The following is an 18,020-nucleotide window of genomic DNA, read 5'->3' on the forward strand; positions in this document are numbered from 1 at the left end:
CTCTGTGATCATCTGCCGGCAGGCCGGTCGCCTGCCGGAGTATCGTCCGGTTGAGACGCACTCCATACATGAGGTCTCCGCGATGCCGAGAAACCAGACGATGCCGGAGGTCGGGTTGGCCCAGGAGGAGATCCGCCGGCACAACGTCGGCACCCTGCTCCGGCATGTGCACCTGGACGGTTCGCTCTCCCGTACGGCGCTGGCCGAGCGGATGAGGCTGAACCGCAGCACCATCATGGCCCTGACAGCGGAGCTCACCGCGGCGGGCCTGGTCCGCGAGGAGCTTCCCGCGGACACCAGCCGGGCGGGACGGCCGTCGCTGGTGGTCCGGCCCGACACCGGCCGCGTGTACGTGCTGGCCTTCGACGTCGCCGTGGACCGGCTGGTCGCCGCCCGGGTCACGCTGGGCGGAGTCGTACTGGACCGCAGGGAAGCGGTCCGCCCGCGCGCGGGGGCCGACCTCGACCGGGTGGTCGAGGTGCTCGCCCGCTTCGGCGGCCAGCTGCACCGGGCGGCGCCCCCGGCTTCGATGTGCGTCGGCGTCGGCGCGTCGTACTGCGGAATGATCCGGCCCGGCGACGGCATGGTGCGCTTCGGACCCGACATGGGCTGGGTGGACCAGGCCTTCGGCGCCGAGCTGGGCCGCCGGCTGGGGCTCGGACTGCCGGTGTCGGTGGGCAACGAGGCGCATCTCGGCGCGCTGGCCGAGCAGCAGCGCGGAGCCGGCGTCGGCCTCCAGAACCTCGTCTACCTGCACGGGGACGTCGGCGTCGGCGGCGGCATCATCGTCGGCGGCAACCTGCTGGACGGCGACAGCGGATACGGTTGCGAGCTGGGGCACATGGTGGTGAACCCGTATGACGGACGTCCCTGCGGGTGCGGCTCGCATGGCTGCCTGGAGGCGGAGGTCGGCGAGCGGGCTCTGCTCGACGCCGCCGGCCGGCCCGCCGAGTTGTTCGGCCGCGACGCCGTGAGGGCCGTGGTGGACGACGCCGACCGCGGCGATCCGGCGGCCCAGGACGCGCTGCGGCGGATCGGCGACTGGCTCGGCATCGGCGTGGCGAACCTCTGCAACCTCTTCAACCCCGGCATGGTGATCTTCGGTGGCATGCTGCGCGAGATGTACCCGGGCACGGCGGCCCAGGTGCGCGCCCGCATGGCTGCCAATGTGCTGCCTGTCGCCCGGGAGCGGATACGGCTGCGCACCTCGGCGCTGGGAGACGATGCCACCCTGGTCGGCGCCGCCGAACTCGGCTTCTCCGAGCTGCTGGCCGACCCGCTGGGCGTGCTCGCCCGCACGGCGCCCGATGTCATCTACAGGACATGATCGGGAGCGGGCGGCGGTTGTGCGGGGTCACGAAGAACGCCGCACACATTGACCGGCAGCCCATCGCCGCAGCACCCTTCGGTGAGCGATCCCGAGCCCGACATCACGGCAGTGGAAACGGAAGGACCGACCGATGCTGGTTCTGCATGGGGGCTCGATCATCGACGGCACGGGCGCGGACCCGGTGACGGGGTCGGCGCTGCGTCTCGACGGTGAACGGATCGCCGGCTTCGGCGACGGCGCCAGGACGGCCGGATCGTCAAGGACACGCTCAACCTGGCCGCCAAGGGATGACCTGCTTGGCGGCGAGCCAGAGGAAGGGCTCGGAATCCTGCCGGGATGCCGCGGCGATCAGAAGGCCTCCTCGGCGGGCAGTGGCTCCCGCGGCATCCGGCCTCGCTGCAGGCGGGCGAGCCAGGGCAGCGACGACCTGCCCGGCCCGAGCCGGTACACCTCCAGCAGCCAGTCGGCCAGCCTGTCGCGGTCGATGACGATCAGGTTCTGCTCGCGGGCCGTCTCTGCCGCCTGCGCGCTGAGACGGTGCGAGGTCACCAGCACCCCTTGGTGATCCCGGTACGCCGGGGCGCGCAGGGCTCCGACGAAGTCGCGCACGCCGCCGGGTCCGAGGGGCCGGGTGTAGTACTTGCACTGCACCGCGTACGGCCCGCCGTCCGGCGCGGTGCCCAGGACGTCGACGCCACGATCCCCGCTCCCGCCGACGACGCGGACGTTGCGGAACCCGTCGCGCCTCAGCAACTCCGCCGTCAGCTCCTCGAAGCGTTTCGGGTCGAGGCGGTCCAGTCCGGCCCGCTGCAACGCCTCCCGCCGGTAGCCCGCCCCGAGTCGGCGTACCACGACGGCGGCCACGACCAGCGAGACGGTGAGCACGACCGCGGAGGCGGCCAGGGGCAGCCACGATGATCTGACGAAGTCGAGCACCCAGGGCAGGGCGAAGACGGCCGCGATCAGGAGGGCCGGCCACAGGAGGTTCACCTGCTGGCGGCGTCTTCTACGGGTGGGACGCCTGCGGGCCGGTGTCCGGCGCCTCGCCATCGCGACCTCCAGGAAGAGAGGGGACACTGGCGAGTGTGAACGACCGGTCCGACAGAATCCACCGCCGCGATCACGCGGCAGCTGGGGGCGTCCGCTGACTACCAGCGCTGGTGGACCTGCGGGCGGATCAGCTCGTCATAGACGCCCTGAACGGCCCGCAGCGTGGCCTCGGGGAGGGGCGCGAGCGCGGCGGCCTCGGCGTTGGCGGCGGCCTGGGCGGGGTTGCGGGCACCCGGGATGACGACGGAGACGCCCGGCTGGTCGAGGATCCAGCGCAGCGCGAACTGCGCCATCGTCGCCCCCTCGGGGACCAGCGGGGTCAGGCGGCGGACCGCCTCCAGACCGGTCTCGAAGTCCACCCCTGAGAACGTCTCGCCGACGTCGAACGCCTCGCCGTGCCGGTTGTAGGTGCGGTGGTCGTCGGGCGCGAACGTCGTCCGCTCGTCGTACCGGCCCGACAGCAGGCCGCTGGCCAGCGGGACGCGCGCGATGATGCCGACGCCCGCCTCGCGGGCGGCGGGCAGCACCCGCTCCAGCGGCTTGAGCCGGAACGCGTTGAGGATGATCTGCACGCTCGCGACGCCCGGCCGGGCGATGGCGGTCAGCGCCTCCTCGCACGTCTCCACGCTCACCCCGTAGGCGGCGATCTTCTGCTCGTCGACCAGCGTGTCGAGCGCGTCGAACACGGCGTCGGACGAGTAGACCGGGGTCGGCGGGCAGTGCAGCTGCACCAGGTCGACGGTGTCGACGCCGAGGTTCTGGCGGGACCGCTCGTTCCAGGCGCGGAAGTTGTCCATCACGTAGTTCTCGGGCACCTGGTCCATCCGGCGGCCCATCTTGGTGGCGACCGTGAGCTCCGGCCGGCCTTTGGCGAAGCGGCCGACGATCTGCTCGCTGCGGCCGTCGCCGTAGACGTCGGCGGTGTCGATGAACGTCACCCCTTCGTCGGCCGCGGCCGAGAGCGTGGCGAGCGCGTCGTCCTCGCTCACCTGGCCCCAGTCGGCGCCGAGCTGCCAGGCGCCCAGCCCGACCACGCTGACCTGGCGTCCGGTGCGTCCCAAGATGCGGTGTTCCATAAGGAACAACTCTTTCACACGCCCGCCCCCGGGCCTTGAGAGAAGGGTCGAGTGATCGCGGAATGTCGGGCGCCGTGGATAGTGTCCCCGGCATGGCTGACTCCCACGACCTCCCCGCCCCGTGGATCGAGCTGCTCAAGCTCGTCCGGGCCGGTGACACGGCACGGACCGTCCACCTGCTGGCCCGCCTCGACGCGGCGGGCCGTAAGGCGATCGCCGCCGAGCTGCCCCGATACGTCACCGCGCAGAGCCGTGAGAGGAACGGCTGGTGGGACTGGCACGAGCAGTTCTCGCCCCTGATCATGGCGGGGGTCGCCTGCCTGGGCGGGGCGGCGGCCGTGGCCGCGTGGGTGTTCAGGCGGGAGTTCCGGTGGCGGAAGGAGGACGCCCGTGACCCCGGCTGGATCCTCGAGCTGGTGCGCGACCGTCCCGAGGCGTGGCGGGCCGACGTGGCGCGGCGGATGGTGGGCCGGCTGCGCCCGCTTGACACCGCCGAGTGGGAGATCGTCGCCGCCCTCGTGCGGGAGACCGCGATCGAGCCGCCCGCCGGCGACGCGTTCGTGATCGGCTGGCTGCTCACCCTCGACCCGCGCAGTGCCGGCGCGGACCCGCTGTTCGCCCACCTCGCTCCGCGGATCTTCGAGCCCGCCGGCCTGGCGGAGGCGTTCTCCGCGCGCCAGATCTGGGCGGTCGGCCAGCTGGTCGCCGACGGGCTGCTGGAGCGGGCGGACGTCATCGACGGTCTGGTGGGGCGGCTCCTGCGCGACGGGCCGTCCGGACCGGTCGCGCTCGCGGACCTGCACGAGCGGCTCCAGCTCGACCTGGTCGAGGCCGCCGGGCGGGCCAGGGACTATGTCCGGCTGCTGCCCGCCGCACCCGTCCCGGTGGCCGACATGGCCCTCGCGCAGCTCAAGCGGCTTGACGGAGCCGGGCGGCTGGAAGAGGAGCTGTTCGCCGAGGCGGTGGAGGGGCTGGCGTTCCGGCCGGAGAAGAAGCTGCTGCGCGCTGCCGTCTCATGGGCGGGCGAGGCCGTGACACGGGTTCCCGGCCGCACCGACGCCGCGCTGTCGGTCCTGGCCACCATCTTCCGGCAGGACGTGCTGGATCTGCAGGAGCGTGCGGTGCGGCTGGCCGTGCGGCTCGCCGGGCAGGCGGGGGAGCAGGGACGGGCGGCGGTCATCGAGGCGGCGGGCGGGCTGCCCGACGGCTTACGCGAGCAGATCTCCATGGCGTACGGCGAGACCATCGCCGAGGAGGTCGCCGTCGCCGCATCCCTGGTGGCAGGCCCGGGGCCGCGGCCGCTGCCGCCGATCGCCTCGCCCGAGGAGCTCGCGCAGGAGATCGTCGCCATGGGCTGGCCCCTCGGGGTCCACGCGTTCGAACGCATCCTGGCCGGGCTCGTCGAGTGGGCGGATCGCGAGCCGCAGGCGCTCCGCGAGGCGCTGCGGCCGTGGGGACAGCTCGACAGGGCGCAGTTCGGTTTCTACGGTCACGACGTCATTGAGGGGGGCTACGAGCTGCTGCGCCGGGTCGTTCACGCGTTCGCCGCGCCGGAGGACAGCGCGAAGCTGTCGCAGGCGATCGCCCAGACCCGCAGGCGGCAGGACGCCGGGGGCCCGCTCGACGGGCTGTTCCAGCAGCGGGCGCGCGAGCTCATCGCGCCCTTCGAGTCGGGTGCCGGCTATCCAGTCCTGCTGGCCGCTCCGACCTCGGGCACCGGGCACGTCGATCCCGAGACCTTGCTCGACCGGCTGGAGAGGCTGGAGGCCGCCGGGGTGGAGGCGCTGCCCGCCGACCTCGCGCAGGCCCTGCTGCGGCTGCCTCGCGGGATCGACCAGGCGATCGTCGAGCGGGCCGGCAAGCTGACCTCGGACGCGGGCCGCGCCTGCGCCGCTTGGCTGGCGAGCGGCGGGCCGGCCGACCCTCAGGTGACCTGCTGGGTGAGCAGCCGGCGCGCCTACCACGGAGGTGACTACAAGGATGTCCACGCCGAGTTGAGCCTGTCCCTGCCGGATCCGCTGGCCCCGTTCCACGAGCTGTTCGCCCCCGGCACCGGGCACACGTACACCCTGGAGTGGTGGCCGTCGGCCATGCCGTCGCACCGCGAGGTCGTGGCGGCGCACCTGGCCCCCTACCTGCCGGCCTCGTTGGAGAGCAATGACCGCCAGGTCGTCGTGCTGGCCTCACTCGCGCACGGGGACGGGCCCGTCGGGACGGCCATGGGATGGGCGCTCGCCTGCGGCATGGGACACCGCAACGCCGCCGACCGCGCGGCAGCCACCGACGCCCTGCTGACGCTGGCGGCGCGCGGCGAGGTGCCGGCCGCGGCGCTGGGCGAGGCGGTGGCGGAGCTGACAGCAGAGGAGATCGTCAAGCTCAACCGGGTGATCTCCGCGCTCGACGAGGCGACCCAGGCGGGCGCGCACGCGGCGGTGTGGGCGGTGATCGCGGACCTCCTGCCCCGCCTGCTGCCCGCCCAGGGCGAACGGCCCCGCAGCGGCCTGGCCGACCTGCTGGCGGCAGGCGCGAGGGCGGCCAGGACCGCCGGCGCGCGCGGCGACATCCCCGAGCTGGCGGCGGTCGCGGCCCGCAAGGGGTCGAGCAGGCTCGTGCAGGAGGCGAGGCGGTTGCACCACCTGCTCACGCAGTGAGCGCGGCCCCGGAGGGTGCCTCGGCCGGGCACGGCACTGCCGGACACGGCTACGGCCGTGCCTCGGCCGGGCATGGCACGGCCGGACACGGCTACCGCCGCCTCATGCAGGCCGGGATCGCCGGTCCAAGGCCGCGGAGGTGCCGTCGATGAGGACGCGCAGGCCGTGTTCGAAGGCCTGCTCGCCGACCGGACTGCCGCCTTCGCGGATGGCCGCCATGAGCGTGGCCGGTGTGCCGCCGTGCAGCGCGCCGCCGGGCTGATCTCCCGGCAGCGAGGCCTCCTGACGCGCGGTCTGCTCCTGCAGGACGAATCCGTTCATGTAGGAGGTCAGGGATGCAATCGTGTGCAGCGCCAGCGCCGGGGTGAACCCCCGCTCGACCATCGCGGACAGCTCCTGGTCGAACAGCCGGACGGTTTCCGGGCTCAGCGACCGGGCGCGGGCGATCACGTGGGCGCCGTCACGGTGGGCCAGAAGTGATGTGCGGTAGGCCCGGGCACGGCGGGTGAGCCAGTCCTGCCAGGACTCCTCGTCGCGGGGCGGACCCATTCCCGGGGTCCGGCAGATCGCGTCGGCCATTCCGTCGATGAGTTCCTGTTTCGTCCGGATGTGCCAGTAGAGGGCGGGGGACTGCACGCCCAGCTCGGCGGCGAGCCGGCGAACCGTCAGCCCTTCCAGCCCCACCTCGTCGAGCAGCCGCAGCGCGGTGTCGATCAGCAGCTGCCGGCTCAGACCAGGTCGCTTGTTCATCGTTGACACCTTAGCAGTGCTAAGCGTAACTTAGCATCGCTAAGGGCGGATGCGCCGTCCCTGGCGGCTGGGAGATTGCCGTGATCACCACGATTTCAGCGGACGGCACCGACGTCCGCGGCTACGACCAAGGCCGGGGCCCGGCCATCGTGATGCTCGGGCCGGGGCTCGACGACGGCACCCGGTGCGGGAGGATGGCCACGATCCTCGCCAGGCGTTTCCGCGTCGTGCGCCTGCACCGCCGCCCGTACCGGCTGGACCTCAAGGCCGACCCGAGGCTCGGCGGCGCACCGTGCACCATCGCCCAGGAGGTCGAGGACGTCCTGGCCGTCGTGCGGGCCATTGGCGAGCAGGTCGTCGTCTACGGCCACTCCGACGGCGGCGTCGTCGCGCTCGAGGCCCTGGCGGCGGCGCCGTCCTCGTTCGCCGGTGCGGTGATCTTCGAGCCCCCCGCCGTCATCGGGGCACCGCTGGGCGGCGAGGACGGACAGGTCCTCAGACGGGCCCGGGCGGCGCTCGCGGCGGGCAAGCCCGGCAAGGCGATGGCCGTCTTCATGGCCGAGACCGTCGGGCTGCCGCACTGGCAGGCCGTGCTCGCGGGCGCGACGGTCGCGATCGTGCCGAAGTATCGCCGGCTCGTCCCCGGACAGCTCGACTCCCTCGACGCACTGGACCGGCTCGGCACGCGCCTCGACACCTGTGCCACGATCGAGGTTCCGACCGTTCTGCTCGGCGGCGACCGCAGCCCCGCGCACCTCTCCGAGCGGCTCGACGCCATCGAGCGCGTGATGCCACGCACCGAGCGGGTGGTGATGCGCGGGCGCGACCACGGCGCCGACCTGAAACACCCCGGACAGGTCGCCGGCGTCATCGAGACGCTCGCAGACAAGGTGCTGCGCCCCCCTCGCTGAGGTGCGGCTATGAGCATCGGCGGCGGAAGCCGGGAGATGTCGTGCAGCTTCGATCCGATGACAGCGGGGATGAACTGACCTTCTGGGTGAGCCCTCCGCGATCTCAGGCGGCCTCGCCGCCGCCCTCCTGCTGGCCTCCGCCGCTCCCGCCGTGGCCGCCGCGCCAGCCAAGCCCCTGACTTCGGCCCAGCTACGCGCCGCCCTCATCACCCCCGAAAGCGTGGGCGACAGTTACGAACCCAACCCGAAGCGCAACCGCGAGGCGCTGGACGCCGAGTCCGCCCGTACCAAGAAGTGCGTGAACGCCGTCAAGGCGCTCAAGCCCCTGCTCGCGAGCAAGGCGGCGGTCTTCATCGACAAGGAGGGCAAGCCGTCAGGCGTCAAGCAGTTCTCCATCAGTGGCACCCCGGCCAAGATGGCCTCCTGGCAGACGGTGGGCAAGGTCATCGTTCGTGACTGCAACGGGGGCAGGGCGGGCGCCAACGGCTCCAAGGCGAGCATCACCAAGCTCTCCATCACCAAGCTCTCCATCACCAAGCTCTCCATCACCAAGCTCTCCATCGGCAAGCTCGGGGACTGGGCGTACGGGATCAGGTACAAGCAGACGACCCCCGAGGCGCACCTGAGTCCGATCCACGCGGCGGATGTCGTACTCACCAGGGTCAAGAACACCGTCACGCTGTTGGTGAGCGACGGGTTCTTCGCGACGTTCGATGCCGGTCTGAGCAAGCGGGCCGCGAAGGTGGCGGTGTCGAAGCTGCGGAACGCCCAGTGAAGGTCACCGAGCAGGCCGGATGATGGGGAGAGCGGCCGGGCACGGAAAGTTCAGAGGCTGAACTCCTCTAGTTCGTCCAGAAGATCAGCGATGATCGAATCCTCGTCCTCGGCCGCACGCAGGCGGAACAGCTCAAGCAGATCGCGTGCAGCCATGTACAGCTCCCCCTCGTCCCCGCAGAAGATCACCGGCAACCTGGCGAGGTCCGTGCCGCCGTCACGCTTCCAGAGGGCATAGAAGGAGCCGGAGGCCGTTGCCTGGGCGAACGGGATGAGCTGGTCCCGCGTCTCGGCGGGCGGCTCGGGGCCGAGAACGGAGACGCGACCGTACCCGGCAGCGGGCGCCGCCACCGTGACATCGCGGATCCTGAAATGACCAAGATGGCTATCCAGGAAAGCGTGCCCAGGCTGTGTCAAGTGGTGCTCGACTGCACTGACGCCAGGGCCCTGGCAGAGTTCTATCGATCTCTGCTGGGCCTGGTCTACCGGCCCGGTGATGAGCCGCCGGAAGCGGGGCGCGTGGACGAGCGCGGCCGCGACTGGCTGGTGCTGCGAACTCCGGACGGCGCTCCCCAGATGGCCTTCCAGCAAGTGGACCGACTGCCGGAGGTGACATGGCCGAAGGGCCGGGTGCCACAACAGATGCACCTGGACCTGAGCGTGGCATCGGTTGACGAGCTCCAGGTCCAGCACGAACGCGTCCTGCGGCTGGGCGGCCGACTGCTGTACGACGGCATCGACGACCCCGAGGAGCCGCTTCGCGTGTATGCGGACGTGGCAGGCCATCCGTTCTGCGTTTTCGTCTCCGAGCGCGGCTGACACGCGCAAAGGAACCGACACCTGGATCGACGGCAGCCGGGACTCGGTGTGACGCGGAGAGCTACGCGGACTCGCGGATCACCAGCTCGGTGGGGAGTATCACCGGCTCCACCTGCTTGGCGCCGTCGAGGAGCGCCAGCAGGAGGTTGACCGTCTCGTTGGCGACCTCGGCCAGCGGCTGGCGGATCGTGGTGAGCGGCGGGTGGGTGGAGGTGGCGACGGAGGAGTCGTCGAAGCCGCCCACCGCCACGTCGCCCGGCACCGTGCGGCCCGCGGCGCGCAGCGCCGCCAGCGCGCCCGCCGCCATCAGGTCGGAGGCGACGAAGACGGCGTCGAGGTCGGGGGCGCGCTCCAGCAGCGCCGCCATGGCACGCTCGCCGCTGGCCTGGGTCCAGTCGCCGTGCGCGATGAGCTTGGTGGACGCCTTGCGGCCCAGGACGTCGGCGAAGCCCTCGAGACGCTGGATGCCGCCCGGCGTGTCCATCGGACCGGTGATCATGCCGATGCGCTTGCGGCCCTGGCCCACCAGGTATTCGGCCATCTGCCTGGCTCCGAGCCGCTCGTCCGTGGCGGCGTACGGGATGGCGGTCTCGCGGCCGATGACGGCGCCGCAGGAGACCGCGGGAGTGGTGGAGCCGAGCGCGTTGACCAGCGGGTCGCCCGCATGGGTGGAGACGAGCATGACCCCGTCGGCGTAGCCGCCGCGCACGTAGCGCACCACGCGCTCGCGGTCGCCCTCGTCGCCCGCCAGCATCATCACCAGGGAGATGTCGCGCTCGGCGAGCCGCCGGATGGCCACCCGGATCAGGGTGCTGTAGTTGGGGTCCTCGAAGAGCTTCTCGTGCGGCTCCGACAGCACCATGACGATCGAGCCGGTCCGCTGCGTGACCAGGCTGCGGGCGGCGCGGTTGACGACGTATCCCGTCTCGGAGATGGCCCGCTCGATGGCGACGCGGGCCGCGGGACTGACGTAGCGCTCGCCGTTGAGCAGCCTGGACACCGTGCCGCGGGAGACTCCCGCGGCGGCGGCGACGTCGTGGATCGTTGGGCGCTTCATTTCACGGCTCCGGAGGACAGGTCGGTCTTCCAGTATCGCTGCATCGTGAGGAAGAGCGCGATCAGCGGGATGATCGACAGCAGTGCTCCGGTGAGGATCAGGTTGTACAGCGACGGCTGGTTGGCCCCGGCCGCGAGCAGCGTGAACAGCCCGACCGTGAGCGGGAACTTGCCGTCGTCGCCCAGCATGATGAACGGCAGGAGGAAGTTGTTCCAGATCGCCACGAACTGGAACAGGAAGATCGTCACCATGCCCGGCACCATCAGCGGGATCGCCACCCTGGACATCAGCCGCCACTCGCTCGCCCCGTCGATCCGCCCCGCCTCCAGCAGCGAGTCGGGGATGGCGGCCGTGGCGTAGATGCGGGCCAGATAGATGCTGTAAGGGTGCAGGATCTGCGGCAGCAGGACCGCCCAGTAGGTGTCGGCCAGACCGATCTTGGCGAACAGCAGATACTGCGGGATCGCCAGCACCACGGCGGGCACCAGGATGCCGCCGATGAGCAGGTTGAAGATCAGCGTACGGCCGGGGAAGCGGAACTTGGCCAGCGCGTACCCGGACACGGCCGAGACGGCGGTGGACAGCAGCGCGCCGCCGCCCGCGTAGATCAGCGTGTTCGCCAGCCAGAGCCAGAAGACCCCGTCGCGGTAGGCGAACAGCTCCGTCACGTTGTCGAGGAAGCCGGTGCCGAACGACAGCGTGGAGGTGGTGAACAGCTCCGCCGGCGACTTGGTCGAGGCGATCAGCACCCAGCTCACCGGGAACAGGCAGTAGACGGCCCCGAGCAGCAGCAACGCGGTGGGCGCGATACCCGACGTCCGGCGCGGTCCGGTGCCCCGGCGATGTGCTGTGGCTGCCATCAGCCCTCCCCGAAGGCGCGATCGCGTACCACGCGCAGGAATCCGAACGAAAGGACGAGCGAGATCGCCGCGATGACGATCGAGGTCGCGGCGGCCGAATACAGGTCGCCGGTGACGAAGGCGTCGCGGTAGACCTTCATCAGCGGGCTCCACGTGGAGCTGATCGTGTTGGTGAGCGGCCGCAGCGTGGTGGGCTCGGTGAAGACCTGGATCGTCGCGATGATCGAGAAGACGGTGGTCAGGATGATCGCCGGGAGCAGGATCGGGATCTTGATGCGCAGCGCGATCTGCAGCTCGGAGGCCCCGTCGAGCCGGGCGGCCTCGTAGTAGTCACGCGGGATCGCCCGCAGCGTCGTGTAGAGCACCAGCATGTTGAAGCCCACGCCGCCCCAGACCGCCACGTTCGCCATCGAGTAGGTGACCGTGGTCGCGCTGAGCAGGTCCACGTCCAGGATCGCCCGGATCGGGCTGAGCGAGGGCAGGTAGAGGAACCCCCAGAGCAGTGACGCGGCCACGCCCGGCACCGCGTACGGCAGGAAGATGGCGATCCGGCTGAACCTCGCCAGCCGCACCCGGGCCGAGTCCAGCAGCAGCGCGAACAGCAGGGCGAGGCCGAGCATCACGACGAGCACCAGCGCGCCGTACCCGATCACGCGCAGCCAGCCGGCCCACAGCTCGCCGTCGGACAGGGCGGCGGCGAAGTTGTCGAAGCCGACGAACACCTCGCGGCGGGCCCCCTTGCCGAGGCCGAGCCCCGACACCCGGGTGCGCCGCATGGCCAGGTAGGCCGTGTAGCCGATCGGCAGCGCGAGGAACAGCACGAACAGCACGATGGCGGGTGTGAGGATCAGGTACGGAGCCACAGAGGGGCGGCTCTGTGGCCGCCGCCTCTTCGTGATGGACGTCATGACGCGAGCTGGAACCCGGACTTGCGCATGTCGGCGACGGTGGCGTCCTGCATGGCCTGGATGGCGTCGGTGAACGGCGACCCGTTCTGCAGCGCCTTGTCGAAGCCGTCCTTGAAGGCGTTGTAGGTGACGCTGACGTTCGGGCCGAAGGTGAACCCGCGCGCCCCCGCCGACACGGTGGCGGCCTGCTGCCAGAAGTCGGGCTGGTTGGTGAAGTAGTCAGGCGCCTGGCCGAGCGCCGACTGCGCCTTGGCGGCCGCCGGGTAGATGGCGGCCTCCTTCACCAGCAGGTCGAGCGCCTTCGGGTCGGTGTTGAGCCAGGTGGCGAACTGGGCGGCGGCGGCCTTGTGCGGCGACTTGGTGGCGACGGCCACCGAGGAGCCGCCCCAGAATCCGCTGAAGCTCTCGCCGGCGTTCCACTGGGGGAGCGGGGCGACGGCCCACTTGCCCTTGGCCTTGGGCGCGTTGCTCGACAGCACGCCCGGCGCCCACACCGCGGACGGCCAGGTCAGCAGCTTGCCGTCGTTGAGCGCCTTGTTCCACTCGGGGGTGAAGTACGGCATGTCGTCGATGGCGCCCTCCTTGACCAGGCCGCCCCAGAAGTCGGCGACCTTCCTGGTGGGCTCGTCGGCGACGTTCACCTTCCAGGACTCGCCGCTGATCGACCACCACTGCGCGCCGGCCTGCTGGGCCAGCCCGGTGAAGGCGCCGGGGTCCTTGCTGGAGAACGTGCCGAGGTGGACCTTGGGGTCCTTCTTCCGCACGGTCCTGGCGGCCTCGCCGTACTCCTGCCAGGTCTTCGGCACCTCGATGCCGTACTTGTCGAACAGGTCCTGGCGGTAGAAGAGCATCATCGGGCCGCTGTCCTGCGGGATCGCGTAGACGGCGTCGGTGCCGAGCGTGACCAAACCCCAGACGCCCTCGCCGAACTCGCCCTTGATCGCCGCGGTCTCGGCCTTGAGGTCGGCGACCGCGTCGGCGGCGATGAACGACGGCAGGTGCTGGTATTCGGCCTGGACCAGGTCGGGCGGGTTGCCGGCCTTGGCCGCAGTGAGGAACTTGGCCGCGGCGTCGTCGCCGCCCGCCTGCTTGCTGACGGTGATCTGGATGTCGGGGTGGTCCTTGTTCCACACCGCGACGATCTTGTCCATGTTCGGGGCCCAGGTCCAGTACGTGAGCTTGACAGGGCCCTGGGCGGCAGGGCTCTCTGGCGCCGCCGTCTCGGGGCCGCCGGCGGGTTCGCTCGACCCGCACCCGGCGATCGTCAAGGTGGCCGTGAGCGCGGCGGCCAGGACGGCTCCGAGGCGTTTGGCACGCATGCATACCTCCAGAAGACTGTGAACGTGCACAGACTGGAACAGCGGTGCACGCCCGTCAAGAGGTTGTTACGTTCTCGTTAATCTCCGGGCATTACGCCACAATCACCACGGCTGTTTTCAACATTGGCGGAAAACGCTACTGTGCACGTTCACAGAGTTTTCACAAGGGGGATGGATGTACCCGGAGCGTCCGGCCGGTATCGCCTACGGCGGGGATTACAGCCCCGAGCAGTGGCCGCGCGAGGTCCAGGAGGAGGACGCGGCCCTGATGCGCGAGGCCGGGGTCAACCTCGTCAGCCTCGGCATGTTCTCGTGGGCGCTGATGGAGCCCGAGCGGGGCCGCTACGACTTCGGCTGGCTGGACGAGATCCTCGACCGGCTGCACGCCGCTGGCGTCTCGGCGAACCTGGCGACGCCGACCGCCGCACCGCCCGCCTGGTTCGTCGCCGAGCACCCGGACGCGCTGCCGGTGACCAGGGACGGCACCCGCATCGGCTTCGGCGGCAGGCAGAGCGCCTGCTCCAGCTCGCCCGCCTTCCGCGACGCCACCGCCCGCCTGGTGCGCGCGCTCGCCGGCCACTACCGCGACCATCCCGCCGTCGTCATGTGGCACGTGCACAACGAGTACGGGGCGCCGCTCGGCGAGTGCTACTGCGAGCACAGCGTCCGGGCCTGGCGCGACTGGCTGCGCCACACCTACCTGGACCTGGCCGCGCTCAACGACGCCTGGGGCACCGCGTTCTGGGGTCAGCGCTACACCGACTGGTCCCAGATCGACGCCCCCCGGTTCAACCACACCGCGGTCAACCCGGCCCAGCGGCTCGACTACGCCCGCTTCAGCGACGGCCAGCACCGCGAGCACTATGTCCTGCAGCGCGACATCCTCCGGGAGATCACCCCGGGCCTGCCCGTGACGACCAACTTCGCCGGGACGGTCAACTGCAAGTCCGCGGACCTGTGGCAGTGGGCCCGCGAGCTCGACGTCGTCGCCAACGACCACTACCTCAGGGCCGAGCAGCCGGACAACCACATCGACCTGGCCATGTCCGCCGACCTGGCGAGGTCGGTGGCGGGCGGGGAGCCGTGGATGCTCATGGAGCACTCGGCGGGCGCGGTCAACTGGCAGCCGCGCAACATCGCCAAGCGGCCCGGCGAGATGCGCCGCAACAGCCTCGCGCACGTCGCCCGCGGCTCCGACAGCGTGCTGTTCTTCCAGTTCAGAGCCTCGCGGTACGGCGCGGAGAAGTTCCACTCGGGGATGGTGCCGCACGCGGGCACCGGCTCGCGGCAGTGGCGCGACGTGGTGGAGCTCGGCGCCGACCTGCGCAGGCTGGCCGGCGTCAGGGGCAGCAGGGTGACGGCGGACGTGGCGGTCGTCTGGGACTGGGAGTCCTACTGGGCGCTGGAGCTGGACTGGCGTCCGTCGGTCGACCTGACGTTCAGGGAGCGGGTGGACGCCTTCTACGAGGCGCTGTGGCGCGAGCACGTCACCGTGGACTTCGTACACCCTTCCGCCGATATTTCGGGATACAAGGTGGTTGTCGCGCCGAGCGCGTACCTGCTGGCCGAGGCGTCCGCCAAGAACCTGCACAGGTACGTGGAAGCCGGCGGCAACCTTCTGGTGTCGTACTTCTCCGGCATCGTGGACGAGCACGACGGCATCCACCCCGGCTCCTACCCGGGAGCGCTGCGCGAGGTGCTGGGCCTGTCCATCGAGGAGTTCCACCCGCTGCGCGAGCACGAGACGGTGCCTCTGGCCGGGACCGGGCACGCGGGCCGGATCTGGTCGGAGCGGATCCACCTGTCGGGAGCCTCGGCCGTCTGGGACTTCGGAGCGGGCCCCGACGCCGGGCACCCCGCGGTCACCCGCCACGACCTGGGCGCCGGCGCGGCCTGGTACCTCGCCACCGCCCCCGTCACCGGCCTGCGCGAGCTGCTCGCCGACGTGCTCGACCGCGCGGGCGTGTCCCGCCCGCGCGGCCTGCCCGACACTCTGGAGCTGGTACGGCGCGGCCGCCACCTGTTCCTGATCAACCACGGCGACGAGCCGGTGACGGTCGAGGGGGTGACCGGCACCGGGGTGCTCGACGGAGCCCGCCACGACGGATCGGTCACCGTCGCGGCCGGCGGTGTCTCGGTCGTCGAGGAGAACACCCCCCAACCCTCCGGAGGCCATCCGTGAAACGCGCCCTGATCGCGCTGCTCTGCCTCATCACCCTCGCCACCGCCGTCCCCGCGCAGGCCCAGGCCAGGCCGCGCCTGTTACCGGTCCGCGGCGCCGACGTCTCCAGCCTGGCCAAGTCCGAGGCGCTCGGCGGCGTCTACCGTCACGCCGACGGCCGGCGCGGTGACGCCCTGCGCATCCTGTCCCAGGCCGGGCTCAACTACATCCGGCTCAAGGTCTGGGTGCGCCCGGCCGACGGCTACAACACCAAGACGCAGGTGCTGGCGGTCGCCAGGCGGGCCAAGGCGGCCGGGCTGCGGCTGCTCGTCGACTTCCACTACTCCGACACCTGGGCAGACCCAGGCAAGCAGTTCAAGCCCGCCGCCTGGGCCGCCCTCCCGCTGGACCAGCTCGCCCGGGCCGTGCACGACCACACCTTCGACGTGCTGGACGCGCTGCGCCGCCAGGGAACCACGGCCGACATGGTCCAGGTGGGCAACGAGATCAACGGCGGCCTGCTCTGGCCCGACGGGAGCAACCAGAACTGGTCGAACACCGCCCTGCTGCTGAACGCCGGGTACGACGCGGTCAAGCGGGTGTCGAGCCGCACCAAGGTCGTCCTGCACCTGGCCAACGGCGGCGACAACGGCCTGTACAGGTGGTGGTTCGACAACGCCGCCGCGCACGGCATCCGCCACGACGTGATCGGGCTGTCGTACTACCCCTACTGGCACGGCACCCTGGAGGCGTTCCAGGCCAACATCAACGACGTCGCCACCCGCTACGGCAAGCCCGTCGCCGTGGTGGAGACCGGCTACCCGTTCACCACGGCCGACGACGACGGCTGGGAGAACCTGATCCTGGCGCCGGAGCCCTACCCCGGCTACCAGGCCACCCCGCAGGGCCAGGCGGAGCTGCTGCGCAAGGTGGCCGAGATCGTCAGCGCCGTGCCGGACGACCTCGGCCTGGGCCTGTTCACCTGGGAAGCCACCTGGACCGGCGTGCCGGGCAACGGCTGGGACCCCGCCGACCCGTCGACGGGCAACGCGTGGGAGAACCAGGCGCTGTTCGACTTCGACGACCGCGCGCTGCCCGCCATGCGCGCGCTCGGCCACGCCTCCTAAGGATCTTTCGGGCCGTACAGCTCGCCCAGGCACTCGCGGGCGAGCTGGAGCTCCTCGTGCACCTCGACGACCAGCACAGGGACGGCGGCACCGGTCCCGCTGACCGGGCCGTCGTCGTCGCGGTTGCCGCGGGCGGGCGGCTCGACGCCGAGGAGCCGCAGCCGTCGGCAGATCGCCTCGCGCACCTCGGGCTGGTCCCAGCCGATCTCGCCGGTGAACACCAGCGCGTCGAGCCGGCCGAGCGAGGTCGCGGCGGCGGCGATCTCCCGGCTCACCCGGTGGCAGAACACGGCCAGCGCGAGCGCCGCCTGCTCGTCGCCGTCGCGCTCGGCGGCGACGAGGTCGCGGGTGTCGCCGGAGCGTCCTCCGGACAGGCCGAGCAGGCCCGAGCGCCGTTCCAGCCCCTCGCGCAGCTCGTCCGGCGTCAACCGGCCCTCCTCCAGCAGCCACAGCAGCATGCCGGGGTCCACGCCGCCCGACCGCTTGCTCATCGGCACGCCGTCCAGCGGGGTGAAGCCCATCGAGGTGTCCAGGCTGCGCCCGCCCGACACCGCGCACACCGACGAGCCGCCTCCCAGATGCGCGAGCACCAGGTCCAGCTCGGCGGCCGGGCGCCCGAGCAGCTCCGCGGCCCGGTCCAGCGCCCAGGCGTAGGAAAGGCCGTGGAAGCCGTAGCGGCGCAGCCCCCACCGCTCGCGCCACTGGCCGGGCAGCGCGTAGACGGCGGCGGCGTCCGGCAGGCCGGCGTGGAAGGCGGTGTCGGGGCAGAGCACGTGCGGAACGGCGGGCAGCAGCTCGCGGGCGGCCTCCAGCAGCGCCAGCGCCGGCGGCAGGTGCAGCGGCGCGAGGTCGGTGATGCCGCGCAGCGCCCGGACGATCTCGTCGTCGGCGACCGTGGGAGCGTGGACGAGGTCGCCGCCGTGCACCAGCCGGTGCGCGACGGCCGCCACGTCACGGTCCAGGTGGCGGCCGAGGAACTCCGACACCTCGTCGCGGGCCGCGGCCGGGTCGACCGCGCGCTCGGCGTGCGCGCTGTCCACGACGCAGCCGCCGTCCACCAGGTCGAGGCGGAGGCTGGACGACCCGGCGTTCACCGTGAGCACTGCCGTCGACTCGCCTTGCCCGTTCATGTCGCACCTCGTGTCGTTTCTCCCTCATCCGCGATACCCGTCACGGATGTCGCGACACGTGGTCTTTACACCGGCGGAGGGCCGCGCGCCATGATGG

The 18,020-nt window shown here is 71.5% G+C and carries 16 protein-coding genes; 7 read left to right on the forward strand and 9 right to left on the reverse strand.

Annotated elements, in window-relative coordinates:
- The first annotated feature begins 82 nt into the window (after nt 1–82).
- Nucleotides 83–1,327 carry an ROK family transcriptional regulator gene (locus V5E28_RS05520; RefSeq protein WP_336205265.1) on the forward strand — a complete coding sequence of 415 codons (1,245 nt, stop codon included), beginning with the start codon at nt 83–85 and terminating at the stop codon, nt 1,325–1,327.
- A gap of 351 nt (nt 1,328–1,678) precedes the next feature.
- Here V5E28_RS05520 and V5E28_RS05525 read toward each other — a convergent pair whose 3' ends face one another.
- A complete protein-coding gene (locus V5E28_RS05525) occupies nt 1,679–2,320 on the reverse strand; it encodes a restriction endonuclease (protein WP_336205266.1) in 642 nt (213 codons plus the stop codon).
- Nucleotides 2,321–2,478: 158 nt separating this feature from the next.
- Complete coding sequence (locus V5E28_RS05530; RefSeq protein ID WP_336205267.1) at nt 2,479–3,456, reverse strand: aldo/keto reductase; 978 nt, start codon at nt 3,454–3,456, stop codon at nt 2,479–2,481.
- Between the two features lie 92 nt (nt 3,457–3,548).
- Between V5E28_RS05530 and V5E28_RS05535 the strand changes: the two genes are divergently transcribed.
- Nucleotides 3,549–6,107 (forward strand): DUF7825 domain-containing protein, encoded by a 2,559-nt coding sequence (locus V5E28_RS05535; protein WP_336205268.1) that lies wholly within the window; start codon nt 3,549–3,551, stop codon nt 6,105–6,107.
- Nucleotides 6,108–6,209: 102 nt separating this feature from the next.
- Here V5E28_RS05535 and V5E28_RS05540 read toward each other — a convergent pair whose 3' ends face one another.
- Nucleotides 6,210–6,857: a TetR/AcrR family transcriptional regulator C-terminal domain-containing protein gene (locus V5E28_RS05540; RefSeq protein ID WP_336205269.1), complete on the reverse strand. Its 648-nt coding sequence runs from the start codon at nt 6,855–6,857 to the stop codon at nt 6,210–6,212.
- An 80-nt stretch (nt 6,858–6,937) separates the two neighbouring features.
- Here V5E28_RS05540 and V5E28_RS05545 point away from each other — a divergent pair, with 80 nt between their 5' ends.
- Nucleotides 6,938–7,768 (forward strand): alpha/beta fold hydrolase, encoded by an 831-nt coding sequence (locus V5E28_RS05545; protein WP_336205270.1) that lies wholly within the window; start codon nt 6,938–6,940, stop codon nt 7,766–7,768.
- A gap of 151 nt (nt 7,769–7,919) precedes the next feature.
- Entirely contained in the window at nt 7,920–8,543 is a 624-nt protein-coding gene (locus V5E28_RS05550; protein WP_336205271.1) for a hypothetical protein, read from the forward strand.
- Between the two features lie 50 nt (nt 8,544–8,593).
- On the opposite strand, the gene V5E28_RS05555 is transcribed toward V5E28_RS05550, so the two are convergent.
- A complete protein-coding gene (locus V5E28_RS05555) occupies nt 8,594–8,893 on the reverse strand; it encodes a hypothetical protein (protein ID WP_336205272.1) in 300 nt (99 codons plus the stop codon).
- A gap of 21 nt (nt 8,894–8,914) precedes the next feature.
- On the opposite strand from V5E28_RS05555, the gene V5E28_RS05560 reads away from it, so the two are divergent.
- Complete coding sequence (locus tag V5E28_RS05560; protein WP_336205273.1) at nt 8,915–9,361, forward strand: VOC family protein; 447 nt, start codon at nt 8,915–8,917, stop codon at nt 9,359–9,361.
- Between the two features lie 61 nt (nt 9,362–9,422).
- Here V5E28_RS05560 and V5E28_RS05565 read toward each other — a convergent pair whose 3' ends face one another.
- The 4 genes from V5E28_RS05565 to V5E28_RS05580 are packed head-to-tail and all read right to left on the reverse strand — an operon-like array spanning nt 9,423 to nt 13,505.
- Complete coding sequence (locus tag V5E28_RS05565; protein ID WP_336205274.1) at nt 9,423–10,418, reverse strand: LacI family DNA-binding transcriptional regulator; 996 nt, start codon at nt 10,416–10,418, stop codon at nt 9,423–9,425.
- The gene (locus V5E28_RS05570; RefSeq protein ID WP_336205275.1) at nt 10,415–11,278 is read right to left on the reverse strand and encodes a carbohydrate ABC transporter permease; all 864 of its coding nucleotides are present in this window, start codon (nt 11,276–11,278) and stop codon (nt 10,415–10,417) included. Before V5E28_RS05570 ends, V5E28_RS05565 begins: the two co-directional genes overlap by 4 nt.
- Nucleotides 11,278–12,141 carry a carbohydrate ABC transporter permease gene (locus V5E28_RS05575; protein WP_336205276.1) on the reverse strand — a complete coding sequence of 288 codons (864 nt, stop codon included), beginning with the start codon at nt 12,139–12,141 and terminating at the stop codon, nt 11,278–11,280. Before V5E28_RS05575 ends, V5E28_RS05570 begins: the two co-directional genes overlap by 1 nt.
- Nucleotides 12,142–12,182: 41 nt before the next feature.
- Nucleotides 12,183–13,505: an ABC transporter substrate-binding protein gene (locus V5E28_RS05580; protein WP_336205277.1), complete on the reverse strand. Its 1,323-nt coding sequence runs from the start codon at nt 13,503–13,505 to the stop codon at nt 12,183–12,185.
- Between the two features lie 175 nt (nt 13,506–13,680).
- Between V5E28_RS05580 and V5E28_RS05585 the strand changes: the two genes are divergently transcribed.
- Nucleotides 13,681–15,687: a beta-galactosidase gene (locus V5E28_RS05585; protein ID WP_336205278.1), complete on the forward strand. Its 2,007-nt coding sequence runs from the start codon at nt 13,681–13,683 to the stop codon at nt 15,685–15,687.
- Nucleotides 15,684–16,793 (forward strand): glycoside hydrolase family 53 protein, encoded by a 1,110-nt coding sequence (locus V5E28_RS05590; protein ID WP_336205279.1) that lies wholly within the window; start codon nt 15,684–15,686, stop codon nt 16,791–16,793. Before V5E28_RS05585 ends, V5E28_RS05590 begins: the two co-directional genes overlap by 4 nt.
- Here V5E28_RS05590 and V5E28_RS05595 read toward each other — a convergent pair.
- The gene (locus V5E28_RS05595) at nt 16,790–17,923 is read right to left on the reverse strand and encodes an acetate/propionate family kinase (protein WP_336205280.1); all 1,134 of its coding nucleotides are present in this window, start codon (nt 17,921–17,923) and stop codon (nt 16,790–16,792) included. The two genes, V5E28_RS05590 and V5E28_RS05595, sit on opposite strands and share 4 nt — an antisense overlap.
- Nucleotides 17,924–18,020: the final 97 nt, after the last annotated feature.

It is taken from the genome of Nonomuraea sp. LPB2021202275-12-8 (genome assembly GCF_037044575.1).
Lineage (GTDB): Bacteria > Actinomycetota > Actinomycetes > Streptosporangiales > Streptosporangiaceae > Nonomuraea.